Consider the following 18,372-nt stretch of genomic DNA (forward strand, 5'->3'; position numbering starts at 1 on the left):
CCTGACAGCGGCAGGAAATGCAAAAAATGGACATGCAGATATTGCAGGGGAGCAAGGGCGAGAAGGATATGCGATTGGCCGCGTCCGCCAATGCGATGTCGCGCGATCAGCTCATTCAGCAATTGAGCGCCATTGCCGGCCCGGCCTATCTCCAATCCGGCCTGCGTCTGCTCACCGACTATGTCGGCGCCTCCCATTATCTGCTGGCCCGCTGCGACCTGATCCAGGAGAGCGGCCTCGATTTCGTCGTGTCCTCCGATTGGCCTTTCGATCTTGTCCGGCGTCTTGCTTCCGAACTCACCAGCGGCTACGGCCGCACCGGCGAGCTTGAGAAATGCATGTCGCTGTTCCAGCCGAATTTTGCTTACCTGCCTGACGATGTTGAGTTGCCGGAAGGCGTCAGCCGCCAATATTGCTCGCTGACCTTCAATGTGGGGCGCACACGCTTTTCGCTGATGCTGCTTGCCCGTGATGGCCTGCTGCTGTCGCCCGAGCGGCTGCGTGACGTGGGACTGCTGTCGGGTTACTTCGCGAGCTTCACGCGCTGCGCGGAGGGCAAGTCCGAGCGTGATTTCGATCTCACCGAGCGTGAGCTTGAATGCTTGTTCTGGATTGCAGAGGGCAAGACGAGCGACGAGATCGCCATGATCCTCGGCATCTCCAGAAACACCATCAACAACTATATCACCAGCGTCATGCGCAAGACCGCGACCAAGACGCGATCGGAAGCGATCGCCTTTGCTGTCAGAAACAACCTCGTTTGAAAGCCTATTGAATGCGATATCAGCCGGTTAGGACGACGGACACGCCAAGCGAAGCAAGGCTCGGCCGTTCGCATCGGATATCGAGCCGGTCTGATCTCTTCCCGAAACTGGTGTCGATGCAGAAGTTGATCGACGCGCAGAATTTTGCGGTTTATCGCCTTAGCGGCTCCGGCCTGCCGAGCAAGCAGCGCCTGGTCTGTGAGTTGGAAAACTGGGGCTCGACCAACACCGTCGTCAATAAGGCCTTCGTCGAAGCCTATGGGGAGGCGATGATCGAGCATATCGAAAAGTCGTTGCTGCCGCTGATGTGGAACGGCCGTGATAGCGACAGCACGGCCGAGACGCCCGACTTTGCCTCTTTCACGCAGCGTCTGAAGCCGCATCTCCTGCCCTTTGCCGGCGTCGCTTTTCCGGTGCGTCTGGGATCGGTTGGCAACGGCTATGTCGTGTTCGCCGCGAAATTCATGGATCTCACGAGCGATATGATCGTCGAGCTGCATGGCCGTAGCTGCCAGATCATGATGGATCTCCTGTCACTGGACGAACGCCGATCGCCGGCCGCCGAAGCGCTGAGCGAGCGCGAGATCGCCTGTCTGCAGCTTGCCGGCGATGGCCGGATCAGTGAGGAAATAGCCGAAAAGCTGGGATTGTCGGTGCATACCGTCAACGCCTATCTCGGTTCGGCGACGATCAAGCTCGACAGCGTCAACCGCATTCAGGCAATCGCGAAAGCCATCCGCTTCGGCTATATCAGCTAAGCCGGCGGGCGTTCACGGGGACGCATAAGGGCCGGTTCCGGTCTTTTGAATCCAAAGCATCTTATCCGCCGCCAGGTGATCCCATAACGGACAGGATCTTCCCTGGAATTTTGGAAAAGCAAAAAGATGGTGCGGTTCTGCGCCTCCTTGAAAGGCCGAACCGCACCAATGCTGAGCTACCTCAGCGGACATTCATCATGAAATTTGGGATGGTTTGAGCCTTCTTCAGGCTGCGCGCGTCGTTCCGCCGATCGCGTAGCGGGCGTCCCGCAGGCTGCGGGCGAGGAGCGCGGTGTTCTCGTCCGGATCGGCCGAGGCTTTATCGAAGGCGATGTGGTTGATCTCGATGCCGGCATGATGTTCCGCGAGCGCCAGCTTGGCATAGACGGTGACGCCGCGCGGTTTGATTTCGAGGTCGATGGTGACTTCCGCCGGCCCACCCCATTCGAGCTTGTAGTCGCCCCCGAGGCCGAAATTGACAGTGCCCGGATGGAAATAAAGCTCAGCCGCCGAAGCCACGAGGTCGGCGAGATTGCCATAGCGCTCGAAGCGCAGCAGCGAAATCAGATCGGCCGCGTCGAGGAGCCGCAATTCGCTGGCGACCGGGCTGATGGCTTCGGCCAGAATTTGTTCACGTTGGGCAGAGTAGGGGGATTTTTTCATTCGATTTATCGTACCCGTTTTCTATTCGACTGCGCGGCATAGATCCTATGAATCAGTTCTGCGACGGCCTTGTAAAACACTGACGGGATGACACTATCTACCGAGACTTGCGCAAACATGGAGCGCGCGAGTGGCGGATCTTCGAAGACGGGAATGCCGTTTGCCTCGGCAATCTCTCTGATTTTGAGGGCGATGAGGTCCTGTCCCTTGGCGACGACGATGGGTGCGTCGTTTTCCTCGCGCACATAACGCAACGCTACGGCGAAGTGAGTCGGGTTGGCAATCACCAAAGTGGCGCGCGGCACCTGCTTCATCATGCGCCGGCGGGCACGGTCGCGGGCAATCGAGCGCTGGCGCGATTTGACGATCGGGTCGCCCTGGGATTGCTTGAATTCTTCCTTGACCTCCTGCTTCGTCATTTTCAACTGATCGACCCAATGGAAACGGGTCCAGAGCACGTCGCCGATGGCGACGATGGCGGTTGCCAGCAGCACGATGGTCAGAATTCTCTGGATGATGGTCGACAGCCGCACAAAGATCGTCTGCGGATCGGAAACCAGCGAATCGATTGCATGGAAGAATTGGCCGCGCAGCACGAAGAACATGATGACGCCGACCACGAAGATCTTGGCAAGCGACTTGCCGAATTCCACGAAACCCGATGTGCTGAAGATGCGGCTCCAGCCGGCGACCGGCGATATGCGGGAAAACTGTGGCTGGATGCGGTCGAGAACGGGTGTCGGCAGGTTCTGGAACAGCGAGGAGCCGATGCCGAAGACGAAGAACAGCACGACGGCGGGCAGCAAGAGGTTGCCGACTTCCCAGCCGATACGGATGAACAGGGAAATGACGTCCGGCCCTGTATCGAGCCGCCACTGATCGGGTTTTTCGAAGAGATCGCGCAGCACCTCGCCCATGCGCCCCATGCGCCCTGGCAGGAAGAAGGTGACGTAGATGACGGTTGCAAGCATCGACGCGAAGAGCGTTGCTTCTTTGGAGTGAGGGACATTGCCCTTCTCCATAGTGTCGCGGAGTTTTTTCTCCGTCGGTTTCTCTGTTTTACTGTCCTTGTCTTCGTCAGCCAAAGCAGCCGTCCTTCATGAAACGGAAAGAGGCCGTGCGTCATGCACGGCCTTGTTTTGAATAGTCTAAGACGATTTAGGTGAGTCGCGCTGAGGTCACGCGGCTTCTTCCACAGGCGTCTTGTCTTTTGCCTTGAGTTCGATCTGGCCGGAGTTGGAAAGCCGGATGGCTTCCTGGGCGATCGCGCGCCGCGCGATAGCGATTTCGCGCGGGTTGATGCCCGTATTGCTCATCTGCAGATCGGATTCGATCATGCGGCGCTGGCGCGGGCTGATCGAGCTGAGCACGATCTCGCGAATCTCCGCCGAGGAGCCGCGCAGCGCCATGGTGAGGATGTCGGCCGCGATGTCGTTGAGCAGCATGACGCGGCTCGGCTGCGGCATGAGCGTGAGGTCGTCGAAGAGGAAGATCTTCGGGCGTACCTTGTCGACCGATTCCTTGTTGAGTGTTTCCAGCGAGGTGAGCAGCGTGTCGACCTGGGGCTTGTCCAGCTCGTTCATCAGCTCCGCCACCTTCGTCGAACCGGCAGCATTGCGTTCGGCATCGATTTCCGCCATCAGCCCCAGCACGCGGTTTTCGATGATCTGAGCCGCTTTCGGGCTGACATCCTTGAGATTGACGGTGCGGTTCATGATGTCGGCGCGTTGCGCCTCCGGCAGTTGCAGCAGAACCTTGGCGCCGAAAGAGGACGGCATCATCGACAGCACATAGGCGATGGTTTGCGGATGCTCACGTAGGAAGAACTTCGCGACGAAGGTCGGATCCGCCTCGCCGAGGCGGTCCCAAATCGAGGTCTCGTAAGCCTGGAAGGCCGTGCGCCGGCCGAGAAGGCTGTCGACCTCGTCGGGTGTCAGGCCCTCCTCGAGGATGCTCTCGATTGCTTTGGCGTTGTCCATCAGACCCGCGCCTTCGGTGAAGAGATCCTCGAATTCCGCGACGAGCTGCGCCAGCTCGTCCGGCGGAATAAGCCTCAGCGACTGCGCCGAGGCAATGATAAGCTGCAATTCATGCTGCGTGAAATACTTCAGCAGCCGTCCCGCCACCTGCTTTCCCATGGCAAGAAGAACGGCTGCGGCCTTTTCAGCCTGAGTTAACGGTTTCTCGGTGAGCGCACCGCTGAAATCGTCAAAGTCCATCATGGTCTTCGTCTCCGTCCCAAACAGGGAGTGGGCTTATTCTGAACCGGGTTCAGGCTTTTTTCGTATTCGATACTTCAATGAGCTTGATACCGAAGCGGGTGTCATCATGTTCCAGCACGGTAATTTCGCCCCGGCCGATTCTGCGGCCATTGACGGTGATTTCGACGGGCTCGCCGATCTTCTTGTCGAGGGCGATGATCGCGCCTTCGGTCAGGTTCATCAGGCCGGAGACCTGCATGCGGCTGCTGCCAAGCACGATCTGAACATCGATCGGGATATCCATGATCAGGTCGAGATTGGCGGTCAGCGCGCTGCCCGGAGCGGCCGGTTCGGCGAAGGAGGAACCGCCGAAATCGCCGCCGCCGAAAGCGGAGCCTGCGTTGTCGTCTCCGAAATCGCCACCGAAGGCCGAAAGATCCGTGCCCGGCTCGGCGCCGAATGCATCGGCATCGAAATCCGGCATGCCGCCGTCGGTGTCTTTCTTCAGCACGCCGCGCAGGCCGTCGATGGCCTCATCCAGTGCGGCGTCGCTGTTTTCAACTTCCAGCGATTCCTCGCTGCTTTTCTGTGTCGTCTTCCTAACCATGAAATCACTATTCCAGTTGAAACTTGCCTCAAGCTGCCGTGGGTGGAGAGGCCACCCGCCAGCCGGTCAATTCATCAGGTGTCGAAGAAGCTCGTCGTCGGAATTCACATTGTCCTTGACGCGCACCGTATAATTTTCGCCCGAGCGGCCGAATTCGCAGATGTAGAGGTCCTTGCTGTTGGCGCTGACCTCGACGCGGACATCATCCGTGTCCATGAAGGGAATGACGTCGCCGACGGCGAGCCTGGAAATCGTGTTCAGCGTCAGCGATTGCAGCCGGATGCGCGCTTCCAGCGTCACCTGCGAGCGACGCACCTGTTCGCTGAGCTGCTCCGTCCATGCTTCCGACGCCGCGGATGGGTTCTTCGCCTTGGGCACGCTGACCACGGTGCGCAGCAGAACCTGCTGCGGGATGATGACGATGATTTCCGAGACGGTCTTGCCGAGCGCAATCGTCATCGTGATGGCAGCGGCGAATTCGTCAGCCTGGTCGGCAGCGGGCTTCGGGCGGTTCTCGACGTTAAACGGCGCGTCCAGATTGGGTTCGAAACCACCGGATGCGTTGACGGCCGAGCGCAGCACATTGGCGATCTTGTCGAAGACCATGACGGCAAGGTCGAGCTCGATGATCGAAAGCGGCCGCGCGACGGGCGCTTCGATCGTCTCCGGCAGCGCGCCCAGCAAGTGCTCCATCATGGTCATGATGAAGCCTGTGCCGCAGCCGAGAACGAATTTCGGCGCCCAGTTGCGCAGGGAACCGTTCACAAGCGCGCAGTTGCCGCCGAGGCCGGCGATGAGATCGTTCATCAATCCCGACTGGCAGCCGGCATAGGCGACGGACACATCGAGACCGCTTTCGGTCTTGATGAAGTCGGGGAGGAATTCGCTGTAGACCTGACCGAAGGCAGCGGCGAGCTTTCCAATGGTTGCCTGGTCGCCGAGGCCGCCGGTCAGCTTGGCGAAGAGGGCGCGATCCATCGTCTGTACCTTGGCTTGTGATTCCTGGCTCATGATCGTCAGGCCGCCTTGCTCTCACCGCCGGGGTTCATCATTTCCTGCTCGACGGCGTCGATCGACGGACGTTCGTAGGAGGAGATGGTCTTACGGCCATATTCGAGCGCCACCTGCGGTACGGAGCCGTTCATGTAGGCGAGCAACGTCTGCTTCACGATCACGTAGAGGCGATGCTGCTTGCTGCGCACGACCTTGATCTGCGACACGAGGGGGGCGCAGACGGAGTAGGAAAGGAGAATACCGAGGAAGGTGCCGACCAGTGCCGAGCCGATGAGGTGGCCGAGCACTTCGGGCGAATCGTTGATGTGGCTCATGGCCTTGATGACGCCGAGAACGGCGGCGACGATACCGATGGCCGGGAAGGAATCGCCCATGATCGTGATGGCGTGATAGGGCTTCATCTTGTCGTGCAGGATGGTGTTGATCTCTTCGTCCATCAGCGCCTCGATCTCATGCGAGCGGGCGTTGCCAATGATGATGAGGCGCACATAGTCGCAGATGAAGGCCGTCAGTTCCTTGTTCTTCAGCACCGTCGGGGCGGCCTGGAAGATCACGGATTCGTCCGGGTTGTCGATGTGGGCTTCGATTTCGTTGCGCGACTTGGTGCGCAGGTCCCGCATCAGCGCATAGAGCACGCCGAGCGTGTCCAGATAATTGCGCTCCTTCGGAACCGAGTGCTTGAAGGCTTCGCCCAGCGCCTTGCCGGAATCCTTCACGACCTTCATCGGATTGGCCATGATGAAGCCGCCGATGCCCGCGCCCGCGATGATGACAAATTCGAAGGGCTGGAACAGCGCGTCCACATGCCCACCCATCGCCATGAAGCTGCCAATGATGCAGCCGCAGGTCACTACAAATCCGATAATAATATTCATCGCCAGTCCACACCTGAACGTTGCTTCCTCAGATCAAGTAGGGGACTTGCCTTGCGTGAGGCTGTTCGGCGTGCACCGCAACAAGCTTTTCGTCGTGTCAGCTTCGCACAAGCCAATGCAGGCAGAGTATCGGGTAAGGGCATCCACGCCCGGCTAACGAAATGTAGGAGCGCCGCAATATCTGGCGTTTCCTTTCCCGTTATTCTCCAATGTCCGGAGGGCGTTGAAAATGCAGTCTGGTATTTATGTGGCGCTGTCATCGCAGATGGCGCTCGAGCGGCGTCTGACGACGATCGCCGATAACATGGCCAACGTGAATACCACGGGTTTTCGTGGCACCGAGGTCAAGTTCAATCAAGTTCTTAGCAATACCGAAAACAAGCTCAACGCCAAGGTCGCCTTCGTCTCGCAAGGCAACGACTATCTCTCCACCGACAACGGCGAATTGCAAAACACCGGCAATCTCTTCGATTTTGCGGTCAAGGGTGACGCCTGGTTCGGCGTCAACACGCCGGCAGGCCTGGTTCTGACGCGCGACGGCCGATTTACCATGAGCGAGAGCGGCGCCCTGGTCTCCACCCGCGGCTATCCAGTACTGGACCCCGGCGGCGCACCGATCCAGCTTGATCCCGGCGGCGGCGCACCGAGTGTGTCTGCGGACGGCACGATCGCGCAAAACGGCAAGCCAGTCGGCAAGATCGGGCTCTACAGCTCTGATATCAGCAAGGGCTTCCTGCGCTATGACAATAGCGGCGTGTTGCCGACCGATACGCCGCAGTCTGTTGTCGACCGCTCCAATGTCGGTATCGCCCAGGGGTATCTCGAAAACTCCAACGTCAACGGCATGCGGGAAATGACCCAGCTTATCGAAGTCAGCCGTGCCTTCGACAATATCTCGACGTTGACGAACAGCAGCGAAGGCACGCTCTCGGATGCGATCAAGACCCTCGGCGGCAGCCAGTAAGAGGGTCGGATGATGTTCGAGGATGGGATGCCTGAAGGCGCGATGTCGCCGAGATTCTCGCGTATGGCCGCCTTGGCGGATCAATATTTGATGGCGGAAAACACGGTTGCCGATGGTGGCCATGTGCGCACCATCGCGGCCGGCCACTACACCGTCGCAGGCCTTTCCAGGCATGTGCGCCTTGGTGAGTTCGTCGCCCACCGTTCCTCGACCGGCATCCATCTCGGTGAAGTCGTCCGCGTCGAGCCGGAGCTGACCTATGTCTGCCCGATCGAGCCGGGCGAGCCGATCGGCATCCACGACACGGTCATCCGCAAAGGCGCCTTCCGTATCGCTCCATCCGATAGCTGGTGCGGGCGCACGATCAACTCGCTGGGCGAGCCGATCGATGGCCTGGGACCGCTGACGGCCGGCATGGAGTCGCGCTCGATCTCCAATACGGCGCCGCCCTCGATGACGCGCAAACGCGTTGAGACGGGTTTCAAGACTGGCGTGCGCGCCATCGACATCTTCTCTCCGCTCTGCCTTGGCCAGCGTCTCGGCATTTTCGCCGGTTCCGGCGTCGGCAAGTCGACGCTGCTGTCGATGCTGGCGCGCGCCAATGCTTTCGACAAGGTGGTGATCGCGCTGGTGGGCGAACGTGGCCGCGAAGTCCGCGAATTCATCGAGGACACGCTCGGTCCCCACATGCAGAAGTCGATCGCCATCGTCGCGACCAGCGACGAGAGCCCGATGCTGCGTAAGATGGCGCCGTTGTCGGCCATCACCATCGCCGAGCATTTCCGCGATCAGGGCGACAACGTGCTGTTGATCGTCGATAGCGTCACCCGCTTCGCCCATGCCATCCGCGAGGTTGCGACCGCGTCCGGCGAACCGCCGATCGCGCGCGGTTATCCCGCCTCCGTCTTCACCGAGCTGCCACGCCTCCTGGAGCGTGCAGGTCCGGGGCCGGAAGGAACCGGCACGATCACCGCGATCATCTCCATCCTCGTTGACGGCGACAATCACAACGACCCGATCGCCGATTCCACCCGTGGCATTCTCGACGGCCATATCGTGCTGCAGCGCAGCCTGGCGGAAGAGGGACGTTATCCGCCGATCGATCCGTTGGCCTCGGTGTCGCGTCTGGCGCGCAAGGCCTGGACGCCGGATCAGGAAAAGCTGGTTTCGCGCCTGAAGGCACTCGTGCACCGCTATGAGGAAACCCGCGACCTGCGCCTGATTGGCGGATACCGCCAGGGCAGCGACGCGGATCTCGACATGGCCGTCCGCCAGGTGCCGATCATCTACGACATTCTGAAACAGACTCCCGGCGAACGCCCCTCGGCTGACGCCTTCACCGATCTTGCGACCGCGTTGAAAAACGGCTCGGCCGCGTCCATCCAGCCGCCGAGAGCAAAATGATGTTTCCGCGAAATGTCGTTCGCTCCTGCCATTTGATTTCGCATCATCCTGTCCGAAACCGCTTCGCGCCTTTCGGACCATGCCGAGAGAGAGGCCGAACGTGAGAGAATCCGACGCAGACGAACCGGTCGCTCCGCTGAGGCCGGTAAAAAAGCGGACCTTCACCGATAAGGCCTTGGCCGGCACCGGTCTGTTGCTCGCTGGCATCTCGGCTTTCTTCCCCTGGTACGTGTTCCTGAACCCCGACAAGTTCGGCATTCACGTCGCCGAGGGCGATCGTACCCGCGATCTGCCGAACTGGCCGGGACGCGAGATCGTCAACGTCTCGCCGCTGGCCATGGTCAACAAGAACCCGAACGAGCCGAAGGTTATCGCTCCCGATCCGTTGACGACGGCGACGATTAGCAACGTCGGGCGCGAGGACGATAAGGGCCAGCCGGCCGAAGATCAGCCGTTCCCCGGCAAGTCACCGTTCCATTTGCTGCATGTCGCAAACGGCCGGGCGCTGATTGAGGATGACACCGGCATGTATGTCGTGCGCGTCGGCTCGATCCTGCCCGATAACAGCCGTCTGGCGACGATCGAACAGCGCGACGGAAAGTGGGTCATCATCACCTCCACGGGTGATGTTTACGGCCACAACTAAGAACCCGCAATCGCCTGCGTATCAGACTTAGTAAAGACTTTAGCAAGAACGCATTCCCCGCAAGTCCCACGCAAGATTATTCCTCTAGGGTCCTGCTGTAAGAACGGAGAGAAGCCCATGCAACCGATTCAGCTCTTTGACTTGGCCTCGCGGCAATCCGAGTGGCTCCAGGTTCGCCAAGAGGTCGTTGCCGGCAATATCGCCAATGCCAATACCCCGAAGTACCACGCCAAGGATGTCACGCCGTTTCAAGCCGTTCTCGACAACCAGAACGTCGCCATGGCGAAGACCAATCCGGCGCATTTTTCGGGCAATGAATTCAGCCAGAGCGGCGACGTCAACGTCGAGGAAGCGTCGCTCAATCAGGAAATCGGCGTCCAGGAGTCGGGTAACACCGTCGGTCTGGAAGACGAACTCGCCAAATCCGGCGACATCCAGCGCCAGTACGGTTTGAACACTGCGCTGGTCAGCTCCTTTCATCGCATGATGTTGATGACCGTAAAACAATAGATGAAGTGAAGATGTTATGGACCCTTTATCAGCTGCGTTGAAGATTGCGGGCTCCGGCCTGGAGGCCCAATCGACCCGCCTGCGTGTTGTTTCCGAAAATATCGCCAACGCCCGTTCGACGGGCGACACCCCCGGTTCCGATCCCTATCGCCGCAAGACCGTGACGTTCGGCGCCGAGCTCGATCGCGCCAACAACCTGACCACGGTTGGGGTGAAGAAGTTGGGCGAGGACACCAGCAAGTTCATCCAGGAATACGACCCAGACAATCCGGCGGCGGACCCGAAGGGTTATGTCAAGATGCCCAACGTCAACGTTCTCGTTGAAATGGCCGATATGCGCGAAGCCAATCGCTCCTACGAGGCCAATCTGCAAACGATCAAGCAGTCGCGCGATCTCATCAACTCCACCATCGATCTCTTGAAGAATGCACAATGATTGACGCTATCAAGAATATTTCCTCCCTTTCGGCAGTCCGCGGTCTCGGCAGCATCACTACGGACCAAAGCTCCTCTTCGTCCAACAGCCTGGCATCGACGCTTGGCTCAACAATCGGCAACGTGACCGGAACCAGCTTTGCCTCGGTCATGTCCAACGTGGCGAAAGACACGGTCAACACGCTGAAGGAAGCTGAAAACGCCTCCTTCGCCGGTATCAAGGGCACGATGAGCACCCGCGAAGTGGTCGACAAGGTCATGCAGGCGGATCAGACGCTGCAGACGGCGATCGCGCTGCGCGACAAGGTCGTTTCGGCCTTTCTCGATATTACGAAAATGCAGATTTAGGGCGGGTGGCCTCGCTCCCATTATTTGATTTGGCGCGATCTTGTGCAAAGCCGCTTTGCGGCTTTCGGGATCACGCTCTAGCTCGAAGGACGAAGACATGAGAGCGCTCGCTATTGCCGCGACGGGCATGGACGCCCAGCAGACCAACCTCGAAGTGATCGCGAACAACATCGCGAACATCAATACGACGGGTTACAAGCGTTCCCGCGCCGAGTTCTCGGACCTTCTGTACCAGACCGAACGCGCCAAGGGCATTTCCAACCGGCCGAACCAGGCCGTGGTGCCGGAAGGCGCCAATATCGGTCTCGGCGTGCAGACGACAGCCGTGCGCAACATTCAGATCCAGGGCGAACTGTCGCAGACCCAGAACGATCTCGACGTCGCGCTGGTCGGCCGCGGCTGGTTCCAGATTCAGATGCCCGACGGCACGACGGCCTACACCCGCGCCGGCTCGTTCAACAAGAGCGATACCGGCCAGATCGTGACCGCTGACGGCAACGTGCTGCAGCCGGGGATCACGATCCCGACCAACGCCACCAACATCACCATCAACGAATCCGGTCAGGTCTCGGCAACGATCGGCACCGCGACGACGCCGACCGTTCTCGGCCAGTTGCAGATCGCCAACTTTGTCAACGAAGCGGGCTTGCAGCCGATGGGCAGCAACCTCTTCACGCAGACGCCTGCCTCCGGCGATCCCGTCGTCTCCGATCCGAACCAGAACGGCTTTGCCTACATGAAGCAGGGCTATCTGGAATCGTCGAACGTCGATGCGGTCAAGGAAATCACCGACCTGATCTCCGCGCAGCGCGCTTATGAGATGAATTCCAAGGTCATCACCACCGCCGACGACATGGCGCAGATCGTCAGTAAAGATCTGAAGTAACGAGAGGACGGGGGCCGAACATGAGGTTTCGCCGGATGAAAAGCTTAGCAATGGCCTGGTTCGCCGCAGCGAGCCTCTCCGTCGTGTTCGTGTCGGCCGCTCCCGCCGGCGCAACCGGCAACGACGCCACCAGCCTGGGGACCGCCGTCGTGCCGACCGAGACGATTTATCCGGGCGATATCATCAGCAGTGGTCAGCTCGAAGAGGTCGAGGTCACCAATCCCAACCTCACGGGCGACTATGCCAAGCGGCTTCGCGATGTCACGGGGTTGGTGTCGAAGCGGACGCTTCTTCCGGGCCGCACGATTTCCATTTCCGCCCTGCGTCAGCCCTTCGCCGTGACGCGTGGCTCCAATATCCGTCTGGTGATGAGCATGGGCAGCATGACGATCACCGCTGCTGGAACACCGCTGGATGACGGCGCGGTCGGCGATAGCGTACGAGCCCGCAATCTGGACTCCGGCATTATTGTCAGCGGCACTGTTCTCGAAAACGGTACGATCCGAGTGGTCGCAAAATGAGAAGCCTTCGTAATTTCCTCAGGGTTTTGCTGGCATTGCCCAGCCTGATCATCGCCGATCCGGCCCTGGCGATGCAATCGCGCATCAAGGACATAGCCTCGCTGCAGGCCGGCCGTGACAACCAGTTGATCGGCTACGGCCTGATCGTCGGTCTCCAGGGGACCGGCGACGGCTTGCGTTCCTCGCCGTTTACCGAACAGTCCATGCGCGCGATGCTGCAGAATCTCGGCATTTCGACGCAGGGCGGCCAGTCCGCCGCCAAGAATACCGCTGCCGTCATGGTGACGACCAATCTGCCGCCATTCGCAAGCCCCGGCAGCCGCATCGACGTCACGGTCAGCTCGCTCGGCGATGCGACCTCGCTTCGCGGCGGCACGCTGATCATGACCTCGCTCAGCGGCGCCGACGGGCAGATCTACGCCGTGGCGCAGGGCTCGGTCATCGTCTCGGGCTTCCAGGCCCAAGGGGCTGCGGCCAGCGTCACCGAAGGCACCACCACCGCCGGCCGAGTGCCGGGCGGCGCCATCATCGAACGCGAACTGCCATCGCGTTTCAAGGATTCCGTCAATCTCGTCCTGCAATTGCGCAATCCGGATTTCTCGACCTCGATCCGCATCGCCGATACGGTGAATGCCTGGGCGACCTCGCATTTCGGCGCTCCGATCGCCGAGGCCAAGGATTCCCAGGAGGTCGCGATCGAGAAGCCGAAAATGGCCGACCTGACGCGGCTGATGGCGGATATCGAAAATCTCGACGTCCAGACCGACACGCCCGCCAAGGTCGTCATCAACGAACGCACCGGAACGATCGTCATCGGCGCCGATGTCCGCGTCTCGCCGGTCGCGGTCAGCTACGGCACCTTGACGGTCCAGGTCAGTGAAAACCCGCAGATAGTCCAGCCGGAACCCTTCTCGAACGGTCAGACGGCCGTTCAGGATCAGACGGACATCACCGCCAGCAAGAGCGGAGGCCGTGTCGCCGTGCTTGAAGGACCTGATCTGAAGACGCTGGTCTCCGGGCTGAACAATATCGGCGTCAAGCCGGACGGCATCATCGCCATCCTGCAAGGCATCAAATCGGCCGGCGCCCTGCAAGCGGAGCTCGTGCTGCAATGACAACGATCACCATCGCCAGGAAATTGCTGACCTCCGGATGCGTCGCGACGGCATTGCTGCTGTCGGTCTCGGCAGCGGCGGCGCAGGAAGCGCCGAAGCCGGTCGCCGATCCGGCGTCCAGCCAGGACGAGATCAAGCAGTTCTGCACGAACATCGCCGATCCGGCCCGCGACCAGCGCTATCTGCTGCAGAAGCAGGAGCTTGAGAAGCTGCAGGCCGATGTCGACCAGCGCATTGCCACGATGGACAAGCGCAAGGCCGAATACGAAGACTGGCTGAAGCGGCGCGACGATTTCCTGAAGACCGCGGATTCCGGCCTAGTCGACATCTACAAAAATATGAAGCCCGATGCGGCGGCGGCAAGTCTTGATCAGGTCAAGGTGACCGTTGCGGCCGCCATCATCATGAAACTCTCAGCCCGCCAGTCGAGTCTCATTCTGGCGGAGATGGATGCGCAGAAGGCGGCTGTTGTCACCAACATCATCTCCAGCGCGTCCGATCCGAATACATCGAAGTCGAAGGACCCCTCATGAACATGCGTCTTACGGCCACCTGCGCACTCGTCGTTTTCCTTGCCGGTTGTCAGTCGCAGGCAATGAAGGAAATCGGTAGGGCGCCAGCCATGAGCCCGATCGGCAGCGGCCTGCAATATGCGCAGACGCCGCAGATGCTGCAGTATCCGAAGCGGCCGCATCAAGTCGCGCAGGGTTACTCGCTCTGGAACGATTCGCAGGCGGCCCTTTTCAAGGATGCGCGTGCTCTCAATGTCGGCGACATCCTGACGGTCAATATCTCGATCAACGACAAGGCGAACTGGGATAACGAGACCAATCGCAGTCGCACGAACAAGAGCGACATGAACTGGAACATCACGGCCAAGATCTTTGGCTGGCAGCCGAGCACCAATGCCGACGCGACCTCCGGTTCCGACACCAGCACCGACGGTAAGGGCAAGATGCAGCGGTCCGAGCAGATTACCCTGCTTGTCGCCGCTGTCGTCACCGGCGTCCTTGAAAACGGCAACCTGATGATCAGCGGTTCGCAGGAAGTGCGGATGAACCAGGAGATTCGTATCCTGAACGTCGCTGGTATCGTCCGGCCGCAGGACGTCACCGCGGACAACACGATCTCCTATGACAAGATCGCCGAAGCGCGCATCTCCTACGGCGGCCGTGGCCGTCTGACGGAAGTGCAACAGCCGCCGCGCGGTCAGCAGGCGGTCGATCTGCTGTCGCCGCTCTGACGGCCGGGCAGCACGTATTATTTGATAACAGGCGGATAGAGACATGGCAGCGGCAGAGGCATCGGAAAAAAGCAAGGGATCGCCGCTGATCATGATGATTATCGGTCTGGTGATCCTGACGGCTCTCGGCGCCGGCGGCGGCTGGTTCCTCGGCCACATGGTGGCGCCGCAGATCAAGACGGCGACGGCCGCGGTACAGGCCGCGCCGCAGGCGCCGACAGGTGAAAAGCAGGCTGCGGCTGCCGCGGGCGCGAACGGCATCGTCCAACTCGAACCGATCACGACCAATCTTGCCTATCCCTCCCAAAACTGGATCCGGCTGGAAATCGCGCTGATGTTCAAGGATAAGCCGGACCAGCAGCTCGCGGAAGCCATCCACGAGGATATCCTCGCCTACGTCCGTACCGTTTCGCTGCAGCAGGTCGAAGGTCCGCGTGGCTTCCAATATCTTCGGGATGACATTCAGGAACGTGTTGACCTTCGCTCGGAAGGGCGGGTATCGAAAGTTATGTTCAGAACTTTCGTGATCGAATGAGTCGATTATTACTTGCTTTACTTATATTAGCTGCTGCTGCGTTTTCGCCTGAAATGGCGATGGCGCAGCAATTGCCATCTCAGCTCCCGACGGATCTCTTGAATGTCCCGGTGAACGGGTCGGTCGCGGCTTGGATCATTCGCACCTTCGGGCTGTTGACGATCCTGTCGATCGCGCCCGGCATCCTCATCATGGTGACGAGCTTTCCGCGCTTCATCATCGCCTTCTCGATCCTGCGTTCGGGCATGGGCCTCGCGACCACGCCGTCGAACATGATCCTGCTGAGCCTCGCGCTGTTCATGACCTTCTATGTCATGTCGCCGACCTTCGATCAGGCCTGGAAGGATGGCGCGCAGCCGCTGCTTGCCAATCAGATTTCGGAGGCCGATGCCGTCCAGCGCATCGCCGAGCCTTTCCGTACCTTCATGTCGAACAACACGCGCGAAAAGGACATCAAGCTCTTCGTCGATCTGGCGCAGGAGCGGGGGCAGACGGTGGTGATCGACAACAAGATCGATTACCGCGTGCTGATCCCGGCCTTCATGATCTCGGAAATCCGCCGTGGTTTTGAAATCGGCTTCCTGGTCGTTCTGCCGTTTCTGGTCATCGACCTGATCGTCTCGACCATCGTCATGGCGATGGGCATGATGATGCTGCCGCCGACATCGATCTCGCTGCCTTTCAAGATCCTTTTCTTCGTGCTGATCGACGGCTGGAATCTGCTGGTCGGCAGCCTTGTACGATCTTTCCACTAGAGCGCCGTGCGTTGCGCTTGCGGGTGATTCCACCTGAAAGCGGGATGCTTTAATCGCTTGCCACTGGGCGGACCGTCATCGGGAGCGGAGCTTCCGATGACGCGAGATGCTTATTCCGCGGCGATCGCCGCAGCACTCTGATCTTCGACCAGGAACGGCTCGGTGCGCACCGGCAGGGCCGGTACGTCCATGTGATCCGGGCCGAGACCCTTCCTGGCGCGTTCGACCATCATTTCGTAGGCGGTCTCGAGGTGACGGGTGATGCGTTCGGCATCGAAGAGCGGCTTGATATAGCGGTTGACGGTCAGCGTTTCCTTGAGCGCGGCAATGCGCTCCGGCTGCCTGGCAAGTTCCACGGCCATATCTTCGTAGGCCTGGACATCAGCGGCCACCAGCTCCGGTACGCCGATGGCGGCGAGCAGGCTTTCGCTGACGCGCGAGGCGAAGTTCGTGCCCTTCATCGTCAACACCGGCAAACCGCCCCAGAGCTGTTCCGAGGTCGTCGTATGGCCGTTCACCGGGAAGGTATCGAGACCGAGATCGGCCAATTGCTGGCGGTCGATGTGATCCTCATAGCGGATACGGGTGGTGAAGACGATGCGCTTGCGGTTGACGCCGCGCGCCTCCAGGCGTGACCAAAGGTTGGCCTCGGCGCGCGGACCGTTGCAAAGCAGCCAGAGCACGCTGTTCTTGGTGCGCTTCAGTATGTTGCACCAGACATCGACCATTTGAGAGGTGATCTTGCGGTTGCCGTTGAACGAGGCAAAGACGAAGGCATCTTCCGGCAATCCATGCTCCGCTCGAGTGGTCGGCCGTGCCTTCGGACGATACATCGGATCGTTCGGCTGATAGCATTCGGGCAGACGGCAGAACTTCTCATGGAAATGCGGCTTGGAATAATCCGGCAACACGTAGGGGTCGCCGATGATGTAGTCGAGGTCGATGTTGACGGCCGAGCCCGGAAAGCCGAGCCAGGCCGTCTGGATCGGCGCTGCCTTGTGATTGAGGATACGGACGCGGCTATCCTTGGTATGTCCCTTGAGATCGACCAGGATGTCGATCCCACGGGCGCGGATCGCCTCCGCCGCTGCCTGATCGGAGTGGCTGCGGATATCGACCATGGTGCCCCATCTCGAATAGTCGAATTCTTCCTCGCGCTGAGATGACAGGGACGAGTGGTCGAAGAGGGTAATCTCGAACTTGTCCCTGTCGTGCAGTTCCAATGTCCGCTGCAGGAGCTTCATCGTCGCATGGCCCGGCCAGAAGTCCGATGAGAGATAGCCGATGCGAATCTTGCCGGCCCAAGTATGCGGCGCCTTGCGGCGCGCTTCGGCGTGTCCGGCCGGCAGCGGCATCGTGTCGTGCACAGCGAACTTGTTGATTGCTTCGTCGCCGCACCAGTGCAGATGGAAGAATGGATTGTCCGGCCTGACATAGTCGAGGCTGCCCGCAGCTACGGATGTCAGGATCGGCCCCATATGTTTGTCCACCGTCGCAAGATCGGACAATTCGCGAGCAAAGATCAAATGGAGCGTGCGAAAGATGATATTGTCGGGATGCTTCTTGAACAGGGTGGCAACGATGTGCCGGTTGCCGTCGTCGTAAAGATCATCGGTCAACAGTTTCGAGGCCAGCAGCCGATGCCGGAGCTCCGGTCCTTCAACGAGGACGCTCTTGAAGCCGGCCAGCAGGTCCCTTTGCTGTCGGCTTAGAAAGATGCTGGTAAGGGCAAAGGCGAGTTCCGGATCCTTGAACGCCTGGGGCAGGATCAGGCTTCCGATCGAGAGCGTCGCGTCTTCGTTGCCTGTCGCAAAATGCAACAGCAAGGCTTCCCGCAGATAGTCTTCGCGATACGGCTTTTGTCTGCCTGCCAGCTCAAACGATCTCGCCGCGTCCGATCTGAAGCCGAGTTTCAAGAGCGTTTTTGCCAGCAGCGCGTAGGTCTTTGGCGATGTGTCGGTATTGAGCAGCTCGTTCAGTGTTTCGAGCGCGCGCGTATATTGCCCCTTTTGATAGAGGTTGGACGCTGTCACATAGGCGTTTTTCGTATTCACGAGCGAGAACTCCGAGCGAACTTTGACCAGTCTCCGGCAATGGCCGAAGTCCGTCATCATGGATTCGTGGGATA

At 59.8% G+C, this 18,372-nt stretch carries 22 protein-coding genes; 15 read left to right on the forward strand and 7 right to left on the reverse strand.

The genetic code is table 11. The features are described from left to right. The first annotated feature begins 26 nt into the window (after positions 1 to 26). Positions 27 to 764, forward strand: a complete 738-nt coding sequence (gene visN / locus C9E91_RS03580) for a transcriptional regulator VisN (protein ID WP_107106975.1) — start codon at positions 27 to 29, stop codon at positions 762 to 764. A gap of 11 nt (positions 765 to 775) precedes the next feature. Further along, entirely contained in the window at positions 776 to 1,522 is a 747-nt protein-coding gene (gene visR, locus C9E91_RS03585; protein WP_107106976.1) for a transcriptional regulator VisR, read from the forward strand. 225 nt (positions 1,523 to 1,747) lie between these two features. Here visR and C9E91_RS03590 read toward each other — a convergent pair whose 3' ends face one another. From C9E91_RS03590 to motA, 6 genes are all read right to left on the reverse strand, one after another. After that, entirely contained in the window at positions 1,748 to 2,185 is a 438-nt protein-coding gene (locus C9E91_RS03590; protein WP_104821987.1) for a BspJ family T4SS effector nucleomodulin, read from the reverse strand. A 5-nt stretch (positions 2,186 to 2,190) separates the two neighbouring features. Further along, on the reverse strand, positions 2,191 to 3,270 hold the full coding sequence (flhB, locus tag C9E91_RS03595; protein WP_107106977.1) for a flagellar biosynthesis protein FlhB: 1,080 nt from the start codon (positions 3,268 to 3,270) through the stop codon (positions 2,191 to 2,193). Positions 3,271 to 3,363: 93 nt separating this feature from the next. Next, positions 3,364 to 4,407 (reverse strand): flagellar motor switch protein FliG, encoded by a 1,044-nt coding sequence (gene fliG, locus C9E91_RS03600; RefSeq protein WP_107106978.1) that lies wholly within the window; start codon positions 4,405 to 4,407, stop codon positions 3,364 to 3,366. A gap of 49 nt (positions 4,408 to 4,456) precedes the next feature. Further along, the gene (gene fliN / locus C9E91_RS03605) at positions 4,457 to 4,993 is read right to left on the reverse strand and encodes a flagellar motor switch protein FliN (protein WP_107106979.1); all 537 of its coding nucleotides are present in this window, start codon (positions 4,991 to 4,993) and stop codon (positions 4,457 to 4,459) included. A gap of 66 nt (positions 4,994 to 5,059) precedes the next feature. Beyond that, positions 5,060 to 6,004, reverse strand: coding sequence for a FliM/FliN family flagellar motor switch protein (locus C9E91_RS03610; protein WP_107106980.1), 945 nt, complete (start codon positions 6,002 to 6,004; stop codon positions 5,060 to 5,062). A 5-nt stretch (positions 6,005 to 6,009) separates the two neighbouring features. Continuing rightward, positions 6,010 to 6,882 (reverse strand): flagellar motor stator protein MotA, encoded by an 873-nt coding sequence (gene motA / locus C9E91_RS03615; protein WP_107106981.1) that lies wholly within the window; start codon positions 6,880 to 6,882, stop codon positions 6,010 to 6,012. Positions 6,883 to 7,111: 229 nt separating this feature from the next. On the opposite strand from motA, the gene flgF reads away from it, so the two are divergent. The 13 genes from flgF to fliP all read left to right on the forward strand — a co-directional run bounded on the left by flgF (position 7,112) and on the right by fliP (position 16,244). Continuing rightward, positions 7,112 to 7,846: a flagellar basal-body rod protein FlgF gene (gene flgF, locus C9E91_RS03620; protein ID WP_107106982.1), complete on the forward strand. Its 735-nt coding sequence runs from the start codon at positions 7,112 to 7,114 to the stop codon at positions 7,844 to 7,846. Positions 7,847 to 7,888: 42 nt separating this feature from the next. Then, positions 7,889 to 9,250 (forward strand): flagellar protein export ATPase FliI, encoded by a 1,362-nt coding sequence (gene fliI / locus C9E91_RS03625; RefSeq protein ID WP_442967422.1) that lies wholly within the window; start codon positions 7,889 to 7,891, stop codon positions 9,248 to 9,250. Between the two features lie 79 nt (positions 9,251 to 9,329). Next, the gene (locus tag C9E91_RS03630; RefSeq protein ID WP_210318705.1) at positions 9,330 to 9,896 is read left to right on the forward strand and encodes a flagellar protein; all 567 of its coding nucleotides are present in this window, start codon (positions 9,330 to 9,332) and stop codon (positions 9,894 to 9,896) included. Between the two features lie 117 nt (positions 9,897 to 10,013). Beyond that, positions 10,014 to 10,406 (forward strand): flagellar basal body rod protein FlgB, encoded by a 393-nt coding sequence (flgB, locus tag C9E91_RS03635; protein WP_107106984.1) that lies wholly within the window; start codon positions 10,014 to 10,016, stop codon positions 10,404 to 10,406. Between the two features lie 16 nt (positions 10,407 to 10,422). Continuing rightward, positions 10,423 to 10,842 carry a flagellar basal body rod protein FlgC gene (flgC, locus tag C9E91_RS03640; RefSeq protein WP_107106985.1) on the forward strand — a complete coding sequence of 140 codons (420 nt, stop codon included), beginning with the start codon at positions 10,423 to 10,425 and terminating at the stop codon, positions 10,840 to 10,842. Further along, complete coding sequence (fliE, locus tag C9E91_RS03645; RefSeq protein ID WP_107106986.1) at positions 10,839 to 11,189, forward strand: flagellar hook-basal body complex protein FliE; 351 nt, start codon at positions 10,839 to 10,841, stop codon at positions 11,187 to 11,189. Before flgC ends, fliE begins: the two co-directional genes overlap by 4 nt. A 97-nt stretch (positions 11,190 to 11,286) precedes the next feature. Then, positions 11,287 to 12,075, forward strand: coding sequence for a flagellar basal-body rod protein FlgG (gene flgG, locus C9E91_RS03650; RefSeq protein WP_107106987.1), 789 nt, complete (start codon positions 11,287 to 11,289; stop codon positions 12,073 to 12,075). Positions 12,076 to 12,110: 35 nt separating this feature from the next. After that, entirely contained in the window at positions 12,111 to 12,596 is a 486-nt protein-coding gene (gene flgA / locus C9E91_RS03655) for a flagellar basal body P-ring formation chaperone FlgA (RefSeq protein WP_414124413.1), read from the forward strand. Then, positions 12,593 to 13,711, forward strand: a complete 1,119-nt coding sequence (locus tag C9E91_RS03660; protein ID WP_107106989.1) for a flagellar basal body P-ring protein FlgI — start codon at positions 12,593 to 12,595, stop codon at positions 13,709 to 13,711. The genes flgA and C9E91_RS03660 overlap by 4 nt, the downstream gene beginning before the upstream one ends. Continuing rightward, complete coding sequence (locus C9E91_RS03665) at positions 13,708 to 14,244, forward strand: MotE family protein (RefSeq protein WP_107106990.1); 537 nt, start codon at positions 13,708 to 13,710, stop codon at positions 14,242 to 14,244. Before C9E91_RS03660 ends, C9E91_RS03665 begins: the two co-directional genes overlap by 4 nt. Further along, a complete protein-coding gene (flgH, locus tag C9E91_RS03670; RefSeq protein WP_107106991.1) occupies positions 14,241 to 14,954 on the forward strand; it encodes a flagellar basal body L-ring protein FlgH in 714 nt (237 codons plus the stop codon). Before C9E91_RS03665 ends, flgH begins: the two co-directional genes overlap by 4 nt. 43 nt (positions 14,955 to 14,997) lie before the next feature. After that, complete coding sequence (locus C9E91_RS03675; protein WP_107106992.1) at positions 14,998 to 15,489, forward strand: flagellar basal body-associated FliL family protein; 492 nt, start codon at positions 14,998 to 15,000, stop codon at positions 15,487 to 15,489. Then, entirely contained in the window at positions 15,486 to 16,244 is a 759-nt protein-coding gene (gene fliP / locus C9E91_RS03680; RefSeq protein ID WP_107106993.1) for a flagellar type III secretion system pore protein FliP, read from the forward strand. Before C9E91_RS03675 ends, fliP begins: the two co-directional genes overlap by 4 nt. Positions 16,245 to 16,354: 110 nt before the next feature. On the opposite strand, the gene C9E91_RS03685 is transcribed toward fliP, so the two are convergent. Beyond that, positions 16,355 to 18,298 carry an O-linked N-acetylglucosamine transferase, SPINDLY family protein gene (locus C9E91_RS03685; protein ID WP_107107056.1) on the reverse strand — a complete coding sequence of 648 codons (1,944 nt, stop codon included), beginning with the start codon at positions 18,296 to 18,298 and terminating at the stop codon, positions 16,355 to 16,357. Positions 18,299 to 18,372 lie beyond the last annotated feature (74 nt).

The sequence above is a fragment of the Rhizobium sp. SEMIA4064 genome, from assembly GCF_003025035.1.
Taxonomy (GTDB): Bacteria; Pseudomonadota; Alphaproteobacteria; order Rhizobiales; family Rhizobiaceae; genus Rhizobium; species Rhizobium paranaense.